Genomic DNA, 15,680 nt, shown 5'->3' with positions numbered 1-15,680 from the left:
TCCTAACGCATACTAGTGCATAACAATTCAATATTATAGCATAAAATGTGGTTTTGTGTGAGAATTTGCACACACAAAATAAAAAACTCTCTGACTTGTCAAAAGTCAGAGAGCCTTGTCCTAGTTGAAACTAGGCACGGGAGATATAACGGCCATCTTCGGTATCAACTGTAAGCACGTCGCCTTCGTTGATGAACAATGGAACTTGAACAACAAGGCCCGTTTCCACTTTTGCACCTTTAAGCGCGCCTTGAGCTGTATTGCCTTTAACGCCCGGCTCTGTTTCTACAACTTTCAAGTCAACGCTTTTCGGCAGATTGATCCCAAGAATTTCACCTTGGTAGCTCAAAATTTTGATGTTCATGTTCTCAAGAAGGAAGTTCAATTCCCATTTCAATTGCTCGCGGGAAAGGCTGAATTGATCAAACGTTTCCGTGTCCATGAACGTGAACTCGTCGCCGCTTGCATACAGGTACTGCATTTCGCGGTTATCAATATGTGCACGGCCTACGTTCTCGCCCGCACGGAAAGTACGCTCAACCGTGTTGCCGTTGCGCAGGTTTTTCAACTTGGAGCGCACGAAGGCAGCGCCTTTACCTGGTTTAACATGTTGGAAATCTAGAACAGTAAAAATATCGTGATCTACTTCAATGGTAAGTCCTGTTTTGAAATCATTTACTGATATCACTTGTGAATCCCTCCGCTAGTCAATAATAAGAAAATCTTTTGTAGAACTTGTAAGTATTTTAATGCCGGTGTCAGTAATTACTGCGTCATCCTCAATTCGAACTCCCCCAAAACCAGGAAGATAAATGCCAGGTTCCACTGTAACCACCATACCAGGAGTTAAAATTGTATCCTCGGTTTTCGCCAAGCGCGGAGACTCATGAACCTCCATGCCTAAACCATGTCCGGTACTGTGACCGAAGTAATCGCCATAGCCATGCTTCACAATAACATCTCGTGCATAAGCGTCGCCTTCTCTGCCCGTAATCCCCGGCTTGAGATTGGCTAAACAGTTGAGTTGAGCTTCAAACACAATATCATAAATTTCTTTATGCTTGTCCGTTGGCTTTCCTAGCATAACCGTTCTTGTGATGTCAGAGCAATACCCTTTATAATACGCTCCAAAATCCAATTTGACAAATTCGTTTATTTGGAGCACGCGATCGCTTGCTTTGCCATGTGGCAGAGCGGAGCGTTCGCCGGAAGCAACAATCGTTTCGAACGATGTCGATGTGCCGCCGTTTTTGCGGATAAACATTTCAATCTCAAGCGCTATATCGAGTTCTTTCACGCCTGGCTTGATATAGGACAAAATGTGTGAAAAGGTTTGATCAGCCAAATCTGCTGCTTCCTGCATCACTTGCAATTCAACATCGTCTTTGACCATTCGGATGCCCTCGACGAGTTTCGCCGTCGGCAAAAGCTCAATGCCTGGTAAAGCTGCTTGATAACCCAGGAAGTCACCATAGGATACATCCCCTTGCTCGAAGGCAAGCTGTGTGATCCCTTGTTGATTCAAGAGTCCTTTAACAGATTCCATCACTTTAGCCTGATGCTCAACCACTTCAAAAAGCTTCGCTTGTTGAGGGGCTTGCGTCATATAACGGAAATCTGTCAAAAGAATTGCACGATCTAACGTTATAAGAACATAGCCGGAAGAACCGGTGAAGCCAGATACATATGTACGGTTATAGGCATTCGTGATGAGTACAGCCGGTAAATTTTGCTCTTGCATAACCTTGCGAAGACGTTCAATACGTTTCTCCTGCATCGAAATCACCATTCCTTCTTTTACTGCATATGGGATAAAAGTGCTCTTAAACCCAGCTCATAGCTCTGCACGCCAAAGCCGCTAATCTGACCGATAACAACTGGCGCGGTGACAGAGTGATGACGAAACTCCTCGCGCTTATGAATGTTCGATAGATGAACTTCAACGGTAGGCAATTGAACGGAAGACAACGCATCGCGAATGGCGTAGCTATAATGCGTAAACGCACCAGGGTTAATGAGAATGCCGTCTTTCGTGCCAAAGGCTTCATGAATTTTATCAATAATATCGCCTTCATGATTCGATTGGAAGCTCTCAATCTCAACCGAAAGAACTTCAGCTAATTCAGTCAAGCCTTGAATAATGACGGGTAGGGAAACCGTTCCGTACACACCAGGTTCACGTATGCCCAGCATATTCAGGTTGGGCCCGTTAATCACCAGAACCTTTTTCAACAGGAATCACTCCCCAGGATTTTTCAGTTGCACAGACTTTATCCGCCTATTTAACCTTTGATATTTTACCATAACTTTCATGTCTTGTGTATAGGTTGTCTTGTTCTTGTATCTGTGTACTCGATCGCGATGGAATATCCAATAAACATTCCCCACACCAGGAACAAACATAGATCCGTCAGAATACTGTTGAGGTCCAGATCCGTAATCCAGTATGTCATTCCCGCCAATGGACCGATCAACAAATAGATCGCCGCCCACCAGAGCGCCCCATAACCAATTCCCCACCAGGCAGATTGCAGTTTCCACATTGTAACCATATAGATGAAGGCCGCGATGATGGAAAACACCGTAAAAAAGCCCCAGCCAACGAGTACCCCCTGCCAAGTCAGCAGAAAATCATGTTTGAAAAAAGGCTCTACAAGAAACCCCACCACAATGCTGGTAAATTTAAAATAGTGTTCAATTATTTTCATTGCTCCCCAAATGAGGCCAGCGAAAAAGCCAATATATAAGACGAAAAGCCAACGATTTGTTTTCAATTCCCCCACATTTTTCTCATTCATTAGTCGTTCTCTTCCTTTCTCTACAGAGATTGCACGTCAATCACAGGTAAGAATAGTATGTTCTACCGTTATCGGTAGCATTCAAACCGTGAATCCGTTACAATAGGAAAGTACGAAAAACCGAATTTGAGAAGGATAAGAAGGTGGATCTCATGGCAGAACAAAACAGTATATACGGAGGACAAGCCGTCATTGAGGGCGTCATGTTCGCAGGAAAAAATGTGCATGTAACCGCCGTGCGCAAGAAAGATGGCTCACTTGATTTCTTGGAAGTCCCTAGGAAAGATATCCCCTGGGTACAATCGCTCAAGAAGATCCCATTGATCAGAGGGATCGTCGGCATTATAGAATCCAGCGCTAAGGGTGCTCAGCATCTTAATTTCTCAGCGGAATCCTTCGCTGAACAAGAAGGCGAGGATAAATCCTCAGCCAATAAAGATGAGAAACCTGGCTTTTTCTCAAATATTTCGATGATCCTCGGTGTAGCGGTTGTGGGTGTGATCTCGTTCCTTTTTGGGAAATTCGTGTTCACCCTAGTCCCGGCAATCATTGAACAGTTTTTGTTTGGGAATGTATTTAGCAATCAAATTCTTCATAACCTTATAGAAGGTGTTATCAAGATTATTTTGCTTGTCGGATATATCTACTTCATATCCTTAACACCGATGATTCGCAGACTTTTCCAATATCATGGAGCTGAGCATAAAGTCATCAGCGCTTATGAAGCAGGCGTCGAGTTAACCGTCAGCAATGTACAGAAATTCAACACGCTGCATTATCGTTGCGGCAGCAGCTTCATTGTTTTTACCGTTTTGATCGGCGTCGTTATCTACTCATTTCTGCACTATGATGGATATGTAGAACGTATCTTGCAGCGTTTAGTGCTGCTACCTGTTGTAATCGGGGTTTCTTATGAAGTGCTAAGATTTACGAACTCCCTTCGTGAAGTGCCGGTTCTCCGCTACCTGGGGTATCCGGGACTATGGCTCCAACTGCTGACAACCAAAGAACCTGAAGACAGTCAGGTTGAGGTGTCCATCGCTTCTTTTAACCGGATGCGTGAAGCAGAAAAAAGAATAATGGAGGGACGGGTATGAGGAGAAGATTTTCGCCGGTCGAGATCGCTATCGGTGTTTTGATTGCGATTGGATTGTTGGTAAGTTTGCGAACTTTATTCATTCCGATTCTCGTATTAGGGCTTATATTTCTTCTATACAAATTCCCACCGTCTCGTTGGAAAAAACCTTCCTATGGCAGCCGAGGCTCATCTAAGCCAAAAAGGAAAAACGCAAAATTTCGCGTCATCAACGGAACGAAAGATTCAGACTCGGATGATTATCCAAAATTTCATTAAGCCCTGAGCTTCACTTGGATGGAATGCGAAGTACGTATTTCTCATAATTCTCTTCGTAGGTTTTGGCGGTCCATTTAGTAAAGTAATCATTGGTCGCTTGGTATCCGGAATCATACAGGGACAAACTCAATTCTTTAGACAAATTGAATTGTGTATTCCCCACACCGAGCGTTGGAATTTTGACCGTACGGAACCGGTTTTTCATCTCAATGTATCGCTCATCGTGTGCACTCAGCATCGTCCCGAACAAAGCTTCAAGCATCGTAATCGGTCCTCTAATGGTGTGTGTGGGCGTCTCACTTTTACCGACCAATTGAAACCCGATAACGGGAATGATTTCTTCCCGATCGGTATCCTGGTCGAACACCCATAAGGGATAGTTGCTCAACAACCCACCATCAACGATATAATAAAACTGCTCTGCGAATGGCGCTGCCTTCGCAGAGCTTTTTATTTGCCGGCGAATCATAACCGGATCAAAAAAATAGGGGATGCTCGTGCTCATCCGCACCGCTTTGGCGATTGAAAACTTCCGCGGATCAATCCCATACTGCGCAATATCCGCAGGCAAAATAAGCAGCTTGCCTTGCGTAATATCGGATGCGATAATTCGCAGCTGATTGGGCTTGAGATCCCCGAAATTGCGGATGCCCTTGGCAGCAAGCAGCCCCGACACCCACTGCTCCAACGCTTCGCCGGAGTATAAGCCTTTCTTGATCAGCAGCCGCGCCGCCGGCCCAATGATTTTGGTATTAAAAATCGCTGATCGCTGCATAAACGATTTAAACGGAGTCCTGAGGATGATTTCTCTCATCTCTTCTCCGGTATAACCAGCTGATAATAAAGCCGCTACAATCGATCCAGAGCTTGTACCTGCGACTTGATGGAATGCATGCCCCTGCTCCATCGCTGCAGTAACTCCTCCGGCAAGCGCGATCCCCTTAACGCCACCACCTTCGAACACGCCATTGATTAACATTCGACACCCCTCCCCGAAATCAAACAAAAGGGCTTACTTTGTTATGTATGCGGGGGCAGTTTGTTTCTATGCACAAATAAAAAGACAGAGTGCCGCGGGTTGCGGCCTCTGTCTAATTATCAGCTTCTAATTCTTTACGAACATTCAAGAGTTCATCTGTCCGACCTGGATCTCTGCGGAAGTATTCGACCAAAGTCTCGATACATGTAATGGAATCCCAGCTTAAATGATGCTCGATTCCCTCAACATCCTTATATATATTGTCCTCTTGGACGCCAATGATTGTTAAGAAATTTTCGAGCAGTTGATGACGTTCAACTAATCGTTTGCCCATTTTCTTACCTTTTGGAGTCAACATAAGTCCGCGGTATTTCTCATAGATCAGATAATTGTCTTTGTCCAGCTTTTGAATCATTTTCGTCACGGAGGAGGGATGCACTTCAAGCCCTTCAGCAATGTCGGAGACACGAGCGTAACCTTTCTCGTCTATGAGTTTATATATTCTCTCCAGATAGTCTTCCATGCTAGGCGTAGCCATTGCTTTATTTCCCCCTGCTTTCCTTTATTTCCTGCCACTTGCCTACCTATCATAATCCATCAACCTCGATGCGGTCAAATATCCCATGGTTCATCCACGCTGTTCTCTGGCAAACTAAATGTCAGGAACGAACTTCATCCCGGCTTATTGAAAGGAGAATCGCATGTCAACAGAATTGCTCAGTAGACCCGCACCTAACACAGCCGTCTTCGTACCAGAGCTTGTTTATTTTGAACCTGATGCGATGAATTATACCAAGGGCAAGATGATCTATGAGTGGGCCAAGCAGCAAGGGTTAGAGATTCATATGACAACCTCGCATAACCAAATACGCGATCTTCCGGGTGATACCGAGCTTGAAAAATACCGTATAGCCAAACGAACTTTGGTCGTCGGCATACGCAAAACCCTTAAATTCGACACTTCAAAGCCTTCTGCCGAATATGCGATTCCAATCGCCACAGGCTGTATGGGGCACTGCCACTACTGCTATCTTCAAACTACTTTAGGGGCGAAGCCCTACATTCGTGTTTATGTCAATATCGACGATATTTTAGGCGCTGCTCAAAAATATATCGATGAACGGGTACCGGAAATCACCCGTTTTGAAGCTGCCTGTACCTCGGACCCTGTAGGTTTGGAACATATTTCGGGCTCCTTAAAGCAGCTTATCGAATTCATGGGACAGCAAGAGCATGGTCGATTACGGTTTGTCACCAAATACCACCATGTAGAGCCCCTATTGGATGCCAAACATAATAAGCATACCCGTTTTCGCTTTAGTGTGAATGCCGATTATGTCATTAAAAATTTCGAACCGGGTACTTCCAAATTTCACGAAAGAATCGAAGCTGCCGGAAAAGTGGCCAAAGCCGGGTATCCCCTTGGTTTCATTATTGCCCCCATCATTTGGCACGAAGGTTGGGAAGAAGGTTATGCGACCCTTTTGGAACGGCTTCACCAAGAACTCCCAACCGAAGCCACGATAGATTTAACCTTTGAAATGATTCAACATCGCTTTACCAGAACGGCCAAAAACGTCATTGAAAAACGATATCCCAAAACAAAGCTTGAGATGGATGAAGAGAAACGAAAATACAAATGGGGTCGCTGGGGGCAAGGTAAATATGTGTATCCAGATGAACAAGCGAACGCACTGAGGGAATTTATCACAGAACAAATCTTTGATAAATTCCCTCAAGCCAAAATTGAGTATTTTACTTAAAACTTCAACCAATCCGGGGTTATGGTGTTTAACCAAAGTGTGATCTGCGTCATTTTACCTGTATAAAGTAAAACCGCAATCACCACCATTAAACCCCCTCCAATTTTCATAATGAGGTTGGAATAACGTAAAATCCATTTGGTTGAACCGATAAAAAAGGAGAGGACAAAAAACGGAATAGCGAATCCTAACGAGTAGGCGGTTGTTAGTTGAAACCACGTTCCAGGCTCTGTTGTAGCCAAAGCAAGAATGGCCGACAAGATGGGTCCTACACATGGAGACCATCCTGCAGCAAATCCCATTCCTACCAGCACTGAACCGAGATATCCCGCGGGACGGAACTTGATTTGCAGCTTGCGTTCTTTCATTAACCACTGTGGTTGGAAAACGCCAAGTAAAAACAATCCCATGATAAAAATCAATAACGCTGCAATTTGCCGAAGCAAATCTCGATAATCAATAAAAAAATTACCTAAAAATCCTGCCGTTAGGCCGAGCGCATAAAAAATGATAGAAAACCCGACGATAAAACTTAACGTATGCAGCATAGTTTGCCTGCGAACCTGGGATGATGTCTCACCCGATTTCAATTCACTTACCGAAATTCCTGTTATGTAGGAAAGATAAGAAGGATATAATGGCAAACAGCATGGCGAAATGAAGGATGCGATCCCCGCCCATAAAGCAATCCATAAATTCACAGAGTCCATGTTAAATCCTCAATCCTCTTTTTAAAATGATCCCGATCAACATTGCAATGAGTGTAAGCACAACTGTTCCACCCGGAGCGAGATCCCAAACGCCAGCAACAACCAGCCCAATGACAACCGCAATTTCTGAAAAAATAACAGCCAAAATAACGGAGTGTTTAAAGCTTCTTGCGATTAGCAAACTACATGCGACTGGAATCGTAAGCAAGGACGAAACAAGCAGTGCGCCTACAATCTTGATGGCAACCGAAATAACGAGTGCAGTAAGCATTGTAATCATCATATTATAATATTTAAGCGGAAGTCCACTTACGCTAGCGGCATCCTCATCAAAAAACATGAGAAAGAACTCTTTAAAGTGAACAGCAATGACCCCGACCACAAGCACTGATACCCCGAGAACAACCCATAGATCTTGCCGATCCAGCGTATAAATGCTTCCGAACAAATAGCTCATGACATTCATATTAAAGCCTTTGCCCAGCGTAAAAAGAATCGTAGCCAGCGCGACGCCGCCTGACATGATGATGGCGATGGAGAGCTCTGCATAGGTTTTGTAAGCTTTGCGCAGACGTTCAATCGCGAACGAAGCTAATAAGGCGAAAATAAGCCCTACGCCCAAGGGGTACACGTTAATGAGAAATCCAAGAGCAACCCCCGCAATAGAAACGTGAGCGAGCGTATCTCCTATCATCGACAATCGCCGAAGGACAAGAAAAACGCCCATTAATGGCGCTGTCAGCCCAATCAATATACCGCCAATTAAAGCGCGTTGAAAAAAATACTCCGTGAATATGTCCAAAATGCCCGCTCCTTATTGAACTCCGATCATCTCGCGAATCTGGCCGATCGAATGTGTCAAATTCGTTTCCCGGCAATCCTCGGGATCATGAGTATGCTTCACATGAAACTTGATACCGCCGCTAACTTGCTGCGGCTCCGAACCTAAATATGACTGCATCATGTCCATATCATGTGATACCATGATGAACGTCATATGATGATGCTGATGCATGTGGCGGATCATCCGGAAAAATCCGAGCTGCGATTCCGCATCGATCCCCACTGTCGGCTCATCCAATATGAGCAGCTCCGGGTTGTTCACAATCGCGCGCGCGAGGAAAGCGCGCTGTTGTTGTCCACCCGACAGCTGGCCGATTTTGCGGTCAGCCAAGTCCTCGATGCGCATGGCCAGCATCGCGTCTTCCGCTTTTTGCAGGTCAGCTTTGGACAACCTGCGGTAGATCCGCTTCTTCGAATACATCCCGGATAAAACAATTTCCCGCACAGTAGCCGGGAATAAGGGATTGAAGGCATTTTTTTGCGGAACATAGCCAATGCGTTCCCAATCTTTGAATTGGCTTAGTGGACTGTCAAACAATCTGATCTCCCCGCTCGTAGGCTTAAGAAGTCCTACGAGCATTTTGAGCAGCGTTGTTTTACCTGCACCATTGGAGCCAATGACACCAACAAAATCTCGTTCAAGCACATTAAAACGAAGATTATCAATGACCTTCTTATTTTCGTATGAGAAGGAAACATCATCAATAGACACGATACTTTGGTGGCAGAAATCTTTATGGCTTATCTCCATGTTCATAACCCCTGACTCATAATGAACTACCTTTCTATTGTAAGGCAGTCACTAAATTTTTCAAATTTTTGTCCATGATCGAGATATAATCCTCGCCAGCGTCAGCTTGTTCCTTTGTTAATCCTTCAAGTGGATTCAATACCATCGTTTCTACCTTGGCATCTTTGGCTAACGTCTTCGCCAATTTGTCGGATACAAGCTCTTCAAAGAATATATATTTCAAGTTATGCACTTTGATGTATTCATTCATATTCTTTAGATCCTGAGCGGTTGGCTCGGCATCAGGCGATAGCCCCATAATGGATAATTGCGTTAAGCCATAATCTCTGCATAAATAAGCAAACGCCTGATGAGAAACAGCAATTTCCTTTTTGGAAGTTTGCCCCAGCTCTTTTTTATAACGAGCATCAAGATCGGTTAACTTGGCAGCATAGCTCGCATAATTTTGCTCGAATGCATCCTTATGGGCCGGATCTGCACTAATTAGTGCCGTTTTAATATTATTAGCCATTTTCACAGCATTTAACGGGCTAAGCCATGCATGTGGGTCAAATTCCTCTTTATTTTCAGAAGTTCTTATCAAATTGGCCCCATTACTCGCTTCTACTACTTTTAAAGTAGAATCTGGTGATAAACTTCCCAGAAAATCTTTCACCCAACCTTCAAATCCAGCACCTTGATAGACGAAAATCTGTGCTTGCGTCATATTTTTGATATCCCTGCTCTTCGGAGACCAATCGTGGGGCTCAACTCCTGCCGGAACCAAATTAATGGCATTCACATATTCGCCGCCAATTGCCTTCGTAAACTCATATAAAGGATAAAAACTTGTTACAACATTAACCTTTCCTTCAACAAGTTTAGCTTTTGAACTTGCAGCAGTACCGCATCCAGCCAATATAACAGAGAAAATAACCATAACGGTTATGGACATAATCCATTTCGAACGTATCATAATCCTCACTCCACTCGCGTTCTAAATCGTAATAATTTTTATTAACGAATTGATTATACGAGTCCCCCTACTTGAAGTCAATACATCTTGGAGGCAAAATAAAAAGCCCTGCCGTGAAATGTCACAGCATGGACTTAATTCAATTACTGCTTCCCTTGGTCATCCTTTTGCTTTGAACTGTCAGAATCTTCTTTAGATGAGCTCTTATCTTCCTTATCGGTTCCGTCTTCAGACTTGGATTCCGTTTTTTTGTTGCTTTCTTCCTTTAATTTCTTATATCGCTCTTCCGACTGCTTAATTAGCTTATTCTCTTGCTTTACCTTATATTGAATAATCTCATTGTACATCTCATATTGTTTTTTCAACTCTTGATTAATGACACTATCATCCTCTTTTTTTGTGCTCGACGCCTTGGACTTGGATTCATTTTTTGCTTTCTCTTCTTTCTTTTTATCCGAACCTCCGCCAAAAATAGAACAAGACGTTAAAACAAGAACCATCACCGAAATACAGATCAACTTAAAGAAATTTCTCGCTCTCATCTATATCACTCCGCCGTGGTTAGTTTCCCTTAGAGTACCCCAATTATATGAACCCCCATACGACAAAAAAGCACCCTCGACCTATGAAAAAATAGGGAAAGGGTGCTGTCTTGATTATTTTACAATCGCGCCGTTAGGCATAGAATCAGGAACTGTGGCCAATGTCAGCTGGTCCCCGTGCGAAGCCGCGAGAATCATACCTTGCGACAGCTCGCCACGCAGCTTGGCCGGCTTGAGGTTGGTGACGCAAATAACTTTGCGTCCAGCCAGTTCCTCGGGCGTATAAAACTTCGCAATGCCCGAAACAACCTGACGCTGCTCGTATCCAAGATCGAGCTGCAGTTTGAGAAGCTTATCGGCGCCTTTCACAGGCTCCGCTGATAGTACCTGAGCTACGCGCAGCTCCACCTTGGCGAAATCGTCAATGCCGATTTCCTCCTTAGGCTCTGGCGCGGGTACAGTTGAAGCAGCTGCCGCAGGTGCTGCTTCTTTCACTTCATCAGCGGCGTTTGCCGCTCCTCCGCCCATAGCTTCAACGATGTACGCAACCTCAGCCGGAGCGTCCAATCTCGGGAACATTGGCTCTCCCTTTTGAACGGTTGTACCCGTTGGGAGATGCCCGAATGATTGCACGCTTTCCCATGCGGTTAAGCGCGGCAGATCCTCGGCAGCTAAGCCTAGCTGCTGCCAAATCAGTTGCGGCGTCTTCGTCATGAACGGACGCAGCAGTACAGACGAAATGCGCTGGGATTCAGCCAGCACATACATGACGGAGCCAAGAGTTTCGCGCTTGGCTTCATCCTTGACCATCGACCACGGCTGAGTCTCGTCGATGTATTTGTTCGTGCGGCTAATCAGCTGCCACACCGCGGAAAGCGCAATGGAAAACTCCATTTTTTCCATTGCTTCTTCATACTTCGCTACCGTCGTTTGAACAGTCTCCAAGAGACTGTCATCGAATTCGGTAGCCCCTGGCACATACGCGGGAATCGTGCCGGCAAAATACTTATCGATCATGACGATCGTACGGTTAAGCAGATTCCCCAAATCATTGGCGAGGTCATGATTGACCCGCTCTACAAAGCTTTCGGGCGTGAACGTTCCGTCAGCCCCGAAAGGCACTTCGCGCATCAAGTAATAACGAAGCGCGTCCAAGCCATAACGATCAATCAATGTCACAGGATCAACAACATTCCCCTTGGACTTGGACATTTTGCCATCTTTCATTAACAGCCAGCCATGAGCAAATACTTTTTTCGGCAACGGCAGGTCAAGCGCCATCAACATAATCGGCCAATAAATCGTATGGAAACGAACAATCTCTTTACTCATTAAGTGAACATCGGCAGGCCAATATTTATCAAAATTACTTGTATCATCCGAACCATATCCAAGTGCAGTAATATAGTTTGAAAGAGCATCAATCCACACGTAAATTACATGTTTAGGATCCCCAGGGACTTTAATCCCCCAATCAAACGTCGTTCGAGAAACAGCTAAATCCTCAAGTCCTGGCTTAATGAAGTTATTAAGCATCTCATTTTTGCGGGACTCCGGCTGAATAAACTCGGGATTTTCTTCATAATACTGCACCAAACGGTCAGCATATTTGCTCATCCGGAAGAAATAGGTTTGCTCCTTCATTTTCTCAACAGGACGTCCACAATCAGGACATTTTCCATCCACGAGCTTGCTCTCCGGGAAAAATGACTCATCAGGAATACAGTACCAACCTTCATATTCCCCTAAGTAAATATCCCCTTGATCAAGCAATCTTTGAAAAATCTTGCCAACCGCATCCTTATGACGAGTTTCTGTAGTACGAATGAAATCGTCATACGAAATGTCGAGTTTGCTCCATAGGTCCTTAATTCCAGCAACAATACCGTCTACAAACTCCTGTGGCGTTGTTCCTTTTTCTTGTGCTTTACGTTCAATTTTTTGTCCATGTTCGTCTGTCCCTGTTAGGTACCTTACATCAAAGCCGCGAAGCCTTTTGTAGCGAGCCATAGCGTCGCCTGCCACCGTTGAGTAAGCATGACCGATGTGAAGCTTATCACTTGGATAATAGATGGGCGTCGTGATGTAAAACGTTTTTGATTTCGTTGTCATCCAGAATTCCTCCTAGCTAAATGTAGAAAACACAAAAAACCCTCATCCATCTTGGGACGAGAGCTGAACTCACGCGGTACCACCCAGTTTCCCCCGCCTTTCACAAGCTCGGGGCTCAGTAAGTCAATAACGACTTGCCCATTAACGCTGGGACACGAAGCCAGCTTACTCCCAATCTTGCGCATTGATACTTCTCATACGCAGTCTGAGTCGCTCGAAGGCTTATTCTCCAGGACCATCTTCCAAACTTACTCCTATGCCGGCTTTCACCTTCCCCGGCTCTCTGTTCATAGGCTTCCGTCTGTACTTATCCGTTCATCGAATCCATATATAACATCTTAAGGCAAATATATCGAAAAAAAGAGCCACCTGTCAAGCCGACTGATCGTTATGAATTAATTTTTCCACCCGCGGAGGCACATGATCAATCCCGCCAGGATGAAATGGATGGCATTTACAAATCCGCTTCATAGAAAGCCATGAACCTTTTAGAGGACCATGCACTTCAATAGCTTCTAATGCATACTGCGAACATGTGGGATAGAATCGACAGGTCGGCGGCTTTAACGGCGAAATGAACTTCCGATAGAAATGAATAGGAGCTTGCAGCGTCCTTTTCATATGATGTCTCTCTCCCTCACCCAAAGTTAATTGAACATGATACTCTACCATCATGCCTCAAAAACAGTATCGGGTCAAATCGAAGAATAATACTTATTCAGGAATGTGAAAACACTTAAGAAATGTAGGATAAAAATAATTGGATATTGCCATTTTGACCCACTTAATCAAAAAACGTTCACGATCACACTTATCATTAAATTGATCTTGGATATATCTACTTAGTTGTGTATTGCTGTAGTGATTATTATAAATTGTTAATTTCGTGTTTAATCTGTTTAATTTGGATTCAAGATACGCATGCAGATCTCGAGTTGAAGATTTTTTATGAATTGGTGGAATTGGTGGAGTCTGGGCACATTGGTGAGGTTCATCCGTGGTTGAAAGATCATGAGATTTTTGTGATTCGCGGTTAGATATTTCAAGTTTATTAAGTAATTTAGTTCTATTCTGAGTATACTCAAATGCAAACTGAATTTTTTTCAATAGTAATTGCGCACTCCTATAATTAATCTCAAGAACATGAGATAGAGCGCTTGCGGTACACTCTACTCCCTCTTTAATTAAAAATTGTATGGCTTGGAACCATAGTAATAACGGGAGCTTCGATTTGTGCATGAGTGTCCCTGCAGTTAAAGAAACCTGCATTCTACACTCCTTGCATTCTAGCAATTTACGAGTTCGAATGTTGAAAGCCTCATTATGATCGCAACGCGGACAGCAAAACCCATTTGTCCAACGCATTTTCAATAAGAACTCCTCACATTCTTCTTCCGAACGAAAAGTGTATGAGCTCAGTTCCATAAATTGCAGTTCCATCTTCCCACCCCGCAAACAGAACTTTTGTTCTCATTTCCATCATATCAAACATATGTTCGAATTGGAAGTTTTTTTTGTTTTGCCCCCTTAGTTGGAGGAGGATAAGTCGGTGAAACACTATTTCTGTGATATATGCAAAAGTATTAATAAAACTGTTTAGGTGGTGTTCAGATTCATAACTAATAAAAGGTTAATTCAAACCGACAAATCGTTGTTGTAGATACGACAGATTTTGCTAAATCAAGTTATATGGAGTCCCCATCAGAGCTTGCTTAGGTTAATGAAGTAAGTGTTGGTTCAGTGTTAGACAGGAGCTTGGCGCGGTAGTGCTGGGCTGAGGGTAACTGTGAATGTGCTCTGGTGCGAGTGATGTGGTTATTGGTGCTATTAGTAATTGGGTTTGCTTTGGGGCTGGGGTAAGATGCGGAAAACGTTGGTGCGAAGCGCTGGGGAGCGGTTTGTTGTGGATGTCGATGTTTTCTGTAGGTTGAGTATGAGTGGAAGGCTGGGGGGACGGTGCGCATCGGTTCGTTGGGCTGAATGTAAAAAAGATGCCTATGAACGGTTAGGTTCAATGGGCATCGTTTATGGTGAAGGATTTCATTTATCTAAATGAAACAAGATCTAGGATAATTCCAGCTGTTTCTTCGATTGCTTTGTTGGTGACGTTGATGACCGGGCAGCCGAGCTGCTTCATGATGGACTCGGCATAGTCGAGTTCTTCTTGGATGCGGCGGAAGGTGGCGTATTGGGAACCATCCGGGAGGCCGACGGCTTTGAGGCGTTCGAGACGGATTTGCAGGATTTGGTTGGCGTCCATGGTGAGGCCGATGATGCGTTTGCTTGGGATTTTGAAAAGCTCCGGTGGTAGCTTTATTTCTGGGATGATTGGAAGATTAGCAGATTTAATTCCTTTGTGTGCTAGGTAAATACTTAGTGGTGTCTTGGATGTGCGTGAAACTCCGATAAGTACAACTTCGGCTTGAAGCATGCCGCGGTTATCTTTGCCATCGTCGTATTTGACGGCAAATTCGATCGCATCTACTCTGCGGAAGTAATCGGCGTCCATCTCGTGCAGTAAACCCGGTTTGCGCTTAGGTAGGTGTCCATACGTTTCTGAAAATGCTTCCAACATCGGTCCCATTATATCAACGGTTCGCACACCGAGGCGTTGCGCTTCATTTTTCATGGTTTCGCGAAGCTCGGGCTGCACAAATGTATAGGCCACGAAGCCCCCGGCTGCAGCTGCTTCCTGCAGCATTTGAACGATTTCACTTTGTTGGCTGATATGACCGTAACGTTTAATTCTCATCTGTTCGGAATTGAATTGACGAACGGTAGCTCTGGCAACGGCATCGGCGGTTTCTCCAATTGAATCTGAGCAAATAAACAGCTGCTGTTGTTCGGTCACTCTGCACCTCCCCTTTGAACCT

At 44.4% G+C, this 15,680-nt stretch carries 18 protein-coding genes and 1 pseudogene; 3 read left to right on the top strand and 16 right to left on the bottom strand.

The window, feature by feature from the left end:
- Positions 1-130: 130 nt before the first annotated feature.
- The 4 genes from efp to PCH02S_RS02295 form a co-directional block, all read right to left on the bottom strand.
- Positions 131-688, bottom strand: a complete 558-nt coding sequence (gene efp / locus PCH02S_RS02310; protein ID WP_127449619.1) for an elongation factor P — start codon at positions 686-688, stop codon at positions 131-133.
- 15 nt (positions 689-703) lie between these two features.
- Positions 704-1,777: a M24 family metallopeptidase gene (locus PCH02S_RS02305; protein ID WP_127449617.1), complete on the bottom strand. Its 1,074-nt coding sequence runs from the start codon at positions 1,775-1,777 to the stop codon at positions 704-706.
- Positions 1,778-1,797: 20 nt separating this feature from the next.
- Positions 1,798-2,232 carry a type II 3-dehydroquinate dehydratase gene (gene aroQ / locus PCH02S_RS02300; protein ID WP_127449615.1) on the bottom strand — a complete coding sequence of 145 codons (435 nt, stop codon included), beginning with the start codon at positions 2,230-2,232 and terminating at the stop codon, positions 1,798-1,800.
- A gap of 77 nt (positions 2,233-2,309) precedes the next feature.
- Positions 2,310-2,798, bottom strand: coding sequence for a YqhR family membrane protein (locus tag PCH02S_RS02295; RefSeq protein WP_127449613.1), 489 nt, complete (start codon positions 2,796-2,798; stop codon positions 2,310-2,312).
- A 152-nt stretch (positions 2,799-2,950) separates the two neighbouring features.
- On the opposite strand from PCH02S_RS02295, the gene PCH02S_RS02290 reads away from it, so the two are divergent.
- Positions 2,951-3,895 (top strand): DUF1385 domain-containing protein, encoded by a 945-nt coding sequence (locus PCH02S_RS02290; RefSeq protein WP_127449611.1) that lies wholly within the window; start codon positions 2,951-2,953, stop codon positions 3,893-3,895.
- Complete coding sequence (locus PCH02S_RS02285; RefSeq protein WP_127449610.1) at positions 3,892-4,152, top strand: hypothetical protein; 261 nt, start codon at positions 3,892-3,894, stop codon at positions 4,150-4,152. The genes PCH02S_RS02290 and PCH02S_RS02285 overlap by 4 nt, the downstream gene beginning before the upstream one ends.
- A 10-nt stretch (positions 4,153-4,162) precedes the next feature.
- Here PCH02S_RS02285 and PCH02S_RS02280 read toward each other — a convergent pair whose 3' ends face one another.
- Together PCH02S_RS02280 and mntR are read right to left on the bottom strand one after the other, a co-directional pair.
- Positions 4,163-5,131, bottom strand: coding sequence for a patatin-like phospholipase family protein (locus tag PCH02S_RS02280; protein WP_127449608.1), 969 nt, complete (start codon positions 5,129-5,131; stop codon positions 4,163-4,165).
- A gap of 112 nt (positions 5,132-5,243) precedes the next feature.
- Positions 5,244-5,669, bottom strand: coding sequence for a transcriptional regulator MntR (mntR, locus tag PCH02S_RS02275; RefSeq protein ID WP_127449606.1), 426 nt, complete (start codon positions 5,667-5,669; stop codon positions 5,244-5,246).
- Between the two features lie 163 nt (positions 5,670-5,832).
- Here mntR and splB point away from each other — a divergent pair, with 163 nt between their 5' ends.
- A complete protein-coding gene (gene splB, locus PCH02S_RS02270; protein ID WP_127449605.1) occupies positions 5,833-6,894 on the top strand; it encodes a spore photoproduct lyase in 1,062 nt (353 codons plus the stop codon).
- Here the strand turns inward: splB and PCH02S_RS02265 are convergent.
- The 10 genes and pseudogenes from PCH02S_RS02265 to PCH02S_RS02225 all read right to left on the bottom strand — a co-directional run bounded on the left by PCH02S_RS02265 (position 6,891) and on the right by PCH02S_RS02225 (position 15,658).
- Positions 6,891-7,604 carry a cytochrome c biogenesis CcdA family protein gene (locus PCH02S_RS02265; protein WP_127449603.1) on the bottom strand — a complete coding sequence of 238 codons (714 nt, stop codon included), beginning with the start codon at positions 7,602-7,604 and terminating at the stop codon, positions 6,891-6,893. The genes splB and PCH02S_RS02265 overlap by 4 nt on opposite strands.
- A gap of 1 nt (position 7,605) precedes the next feature.
- Positions 7,606-8,406, bottom strand: a complete 801-nt coding sequence (locus PCH02S_RS02260; protein WP_127449601.1) for a metal ABC transporter permease — start codon at positions 8,404-8,406, stop codon at positions 7,606-7,608.
- Positions 8,407-8,418: 12 nt separating this feature from the next.
- Positions 8,419-9,198 carry a metal ABC transporter ATP-binding protein gene (locus tag PCH02S_RS02255; protein ID WP_127449600.1) on the bottom strand — a complete coding sequence of 260 codons (780 nt, stop codon included), beginning with the start codon at positions 9,196-9,198 and terminating at the stop codon, positions 8,419-8,421.
- A gap of 34 nt (positions 9,199-9,232) precedes the next feature.
- Positions 9,233-10,153 carry a metal ABC transporter substrate-binding protein gene (locus PCH02S_RS02250; RefSeq protein WP_127449598.1) on the bottom strand — a complete coding sequence of 307 codons (921 nt, stop codon included), beginning with the start codon at positions 10,151-10,153 and terminating at the stop codon, positions 9,233-9,235.
- A 143-nt stretch (positions 10,154-10,296) separates the two neighbouring features.
- Complete coding sequence (locus tag PCH02S_RS02245; RefSeq protein WP_127449597.1) at positions 10,297-10,695, bottom strand: hypothetical protein; 399 nt, start codon at positions 10,693-10,695, stop codon at positions 10,297-10,299.
- 114 nt (positions 10,696-10,809) lie between these two features.
- A complete protein-coding gene (metG, locus tag PCH02S_RS02240) occupies positions 10,810-12,807 on the bottom strand; it encodes a methionine--tRNA ligase (protein WP_127449595.1) in 1,998 nt (665 codons plus the stop codon).
- Between the two features lie 372 nt (positions 12,808-13,179).
- Entirely contained in the window at positions 13,180-13,428 is a 249-nt protein-coding gene (yidD, locus tag PCH02S_RS02235; RefSeq protein ID WP_218033136.1) for a membrane protein insertion efficiency factor YidD, read from the bottom strand.
- 93 nt (positions 13,429-13,521) lie between these two features.
- The gene (locus PCH02S_RS02230; RefSeq protein ID WP_246068915.1) at positions 13,522-14,076 is read right to left on the bottom strand and encodes a hypothetical protein; all 555 of its coding nucleotides are present in this window, start codon (positions 14,074-14,076) and stop codon (positions 13,522-13,524) included.
- A gap of 6 nt (positions 14,077-14,082) precedes the next feature.
- Positions 14,083-14,232, bottom strand: a pseudogene (locus tag PCH02S_RS36910) (transposase); the annotation flags it as partial.
- A 619-nt stretch (positions 14,233-14,851) separates the two neighbouring features.
- Entirely contained in the window at positions 14,852-15,658 is an 807-nt protein-coding gene (locus PCH02S_RS02225; protein WP_127449590.1) for a pyruvate, water dikinase regulatory protein, read from the bottom strand.
- Positions 15,659-15,680 lie beyond the last annotated feature (22 nt).

Origin of the sequence: Paenibacillus chondroitinus NBRC 15376 (assembly GCF_004000765.1) — a bacterium.
In the GTDB taxonomy this organism is placed as follows: domain Bacteria; phylum Bacillota; class Bacilli; order Paenibacillales; family NBRC-103111; genus Paenibacillus_E; species Paenibacillus_E chondroitinus.
The sequence above is the reverse complement of the archived record's forward strand: the minus strand, read 5'-3'. Positions and strand labels throughout refer to the sequence as shown.

Excerpts from the sequence above, each read along its gene's own strand:
- PCH02S_RS02305 (WP_127449617.1), bottom strand. The coding sequence starts at position 1,777 with ATGCAGGAGAAACGTATTGAACGTCTTCGCAAGGTTATGCAAGAGCAA.
- PCH02S_RS02295 (WP_127449613.1), bottom strand. The coding sequence starts at position 2,798 with ATGAATGAGAAAAATGTGGGGGAATTGAAAACAAATCGTTGGCTTTTC.
- PCH02S_RS02290 (WP_127449611.1), top strand. The coding sequence starts at position 2,951 with ATGGCAGAACAAAACAGTATATACGGAGGACAAGCCGTCATTGAGGGC.
- PCH02S_RS02285 (WP_127449610.1), top strand. The coding sequence starts at position 3,892 with ATGAGGAGAAGATTTTCGCCGGTCGAGATCGCTATCGGTGTTTTGATT.
- PCH02S_RS02280 (WP_127449608.1), bottom strand. The coding sequence starts at position 5,131 with ATGTTAATCAATGGCGTGTTCGAAGGTGGTGGCGTTAAGGGGATCGCG.
- mntR (WP_127449606.1), bottom strand. The coding sequence starts at position 5,669 with ATGGCTACGCCTAGCATGGAAGACTATCTGGAGAGAATATATAAACTC.
- splB (WP_127449605.1), top strand. The coding sequence starts at position 5,833 with ATGTCAACAGAATTGCTCAGTAGACCCGCACCTAACACAGCCGTCTTC.
- PCH02S_RS02265 (WP_127449603.1), bottom strand. The coding sequence starts at position 7,604 with ATGGACTCTGTGAATTTATGGATTGCTTTATGGGCGGGGATCGCATCC.
- PCH02S_RS02255 (WP_127449600.1), bottom strand. The coding sequence starts at position 9,198 with ATGGAGATAAGCCATAAAGATTTCTGCCACCAAAGTATCGTGTCTATT.
- PCH02S_RS02250 (WP_127449598.1), bottom strand. The coding sequence starts at position 10,153 with ATGATACGTTCGAAATGGATTATGTCCATAACCGTTATGGTTATTTTC.
- PCH02S_RS02245 (WP_127449597.1), bottom strand. The coding sequence starts at position 10,695 with ATGAGAGCGAGAAATTTCTTTAAGTTGATCTGTATTTCGGTGATGGTT.
- metG (WP_127449595.1), bottom strand. The coding sequence starts at position 12,807 with ATGACAACGAAATCAAAAACGTTTTACATCACGACGCCCATCTATTAT.
- yidD (WP_218033136.1), bottom strand. The coding sequence starts at position 13,428 with ATGAAAAGGACGCTGCAAGCTCCTATTCATTTCTATCGGAAGTTCATT.
- PCH02S_RS02230 (WP_246068915.1), bottom strand. The coding sequence starts at position 14,076 with ATGCAGGTTTCTTTAACTGCAGGGACACTCATGCACAAATCGAAGCTC.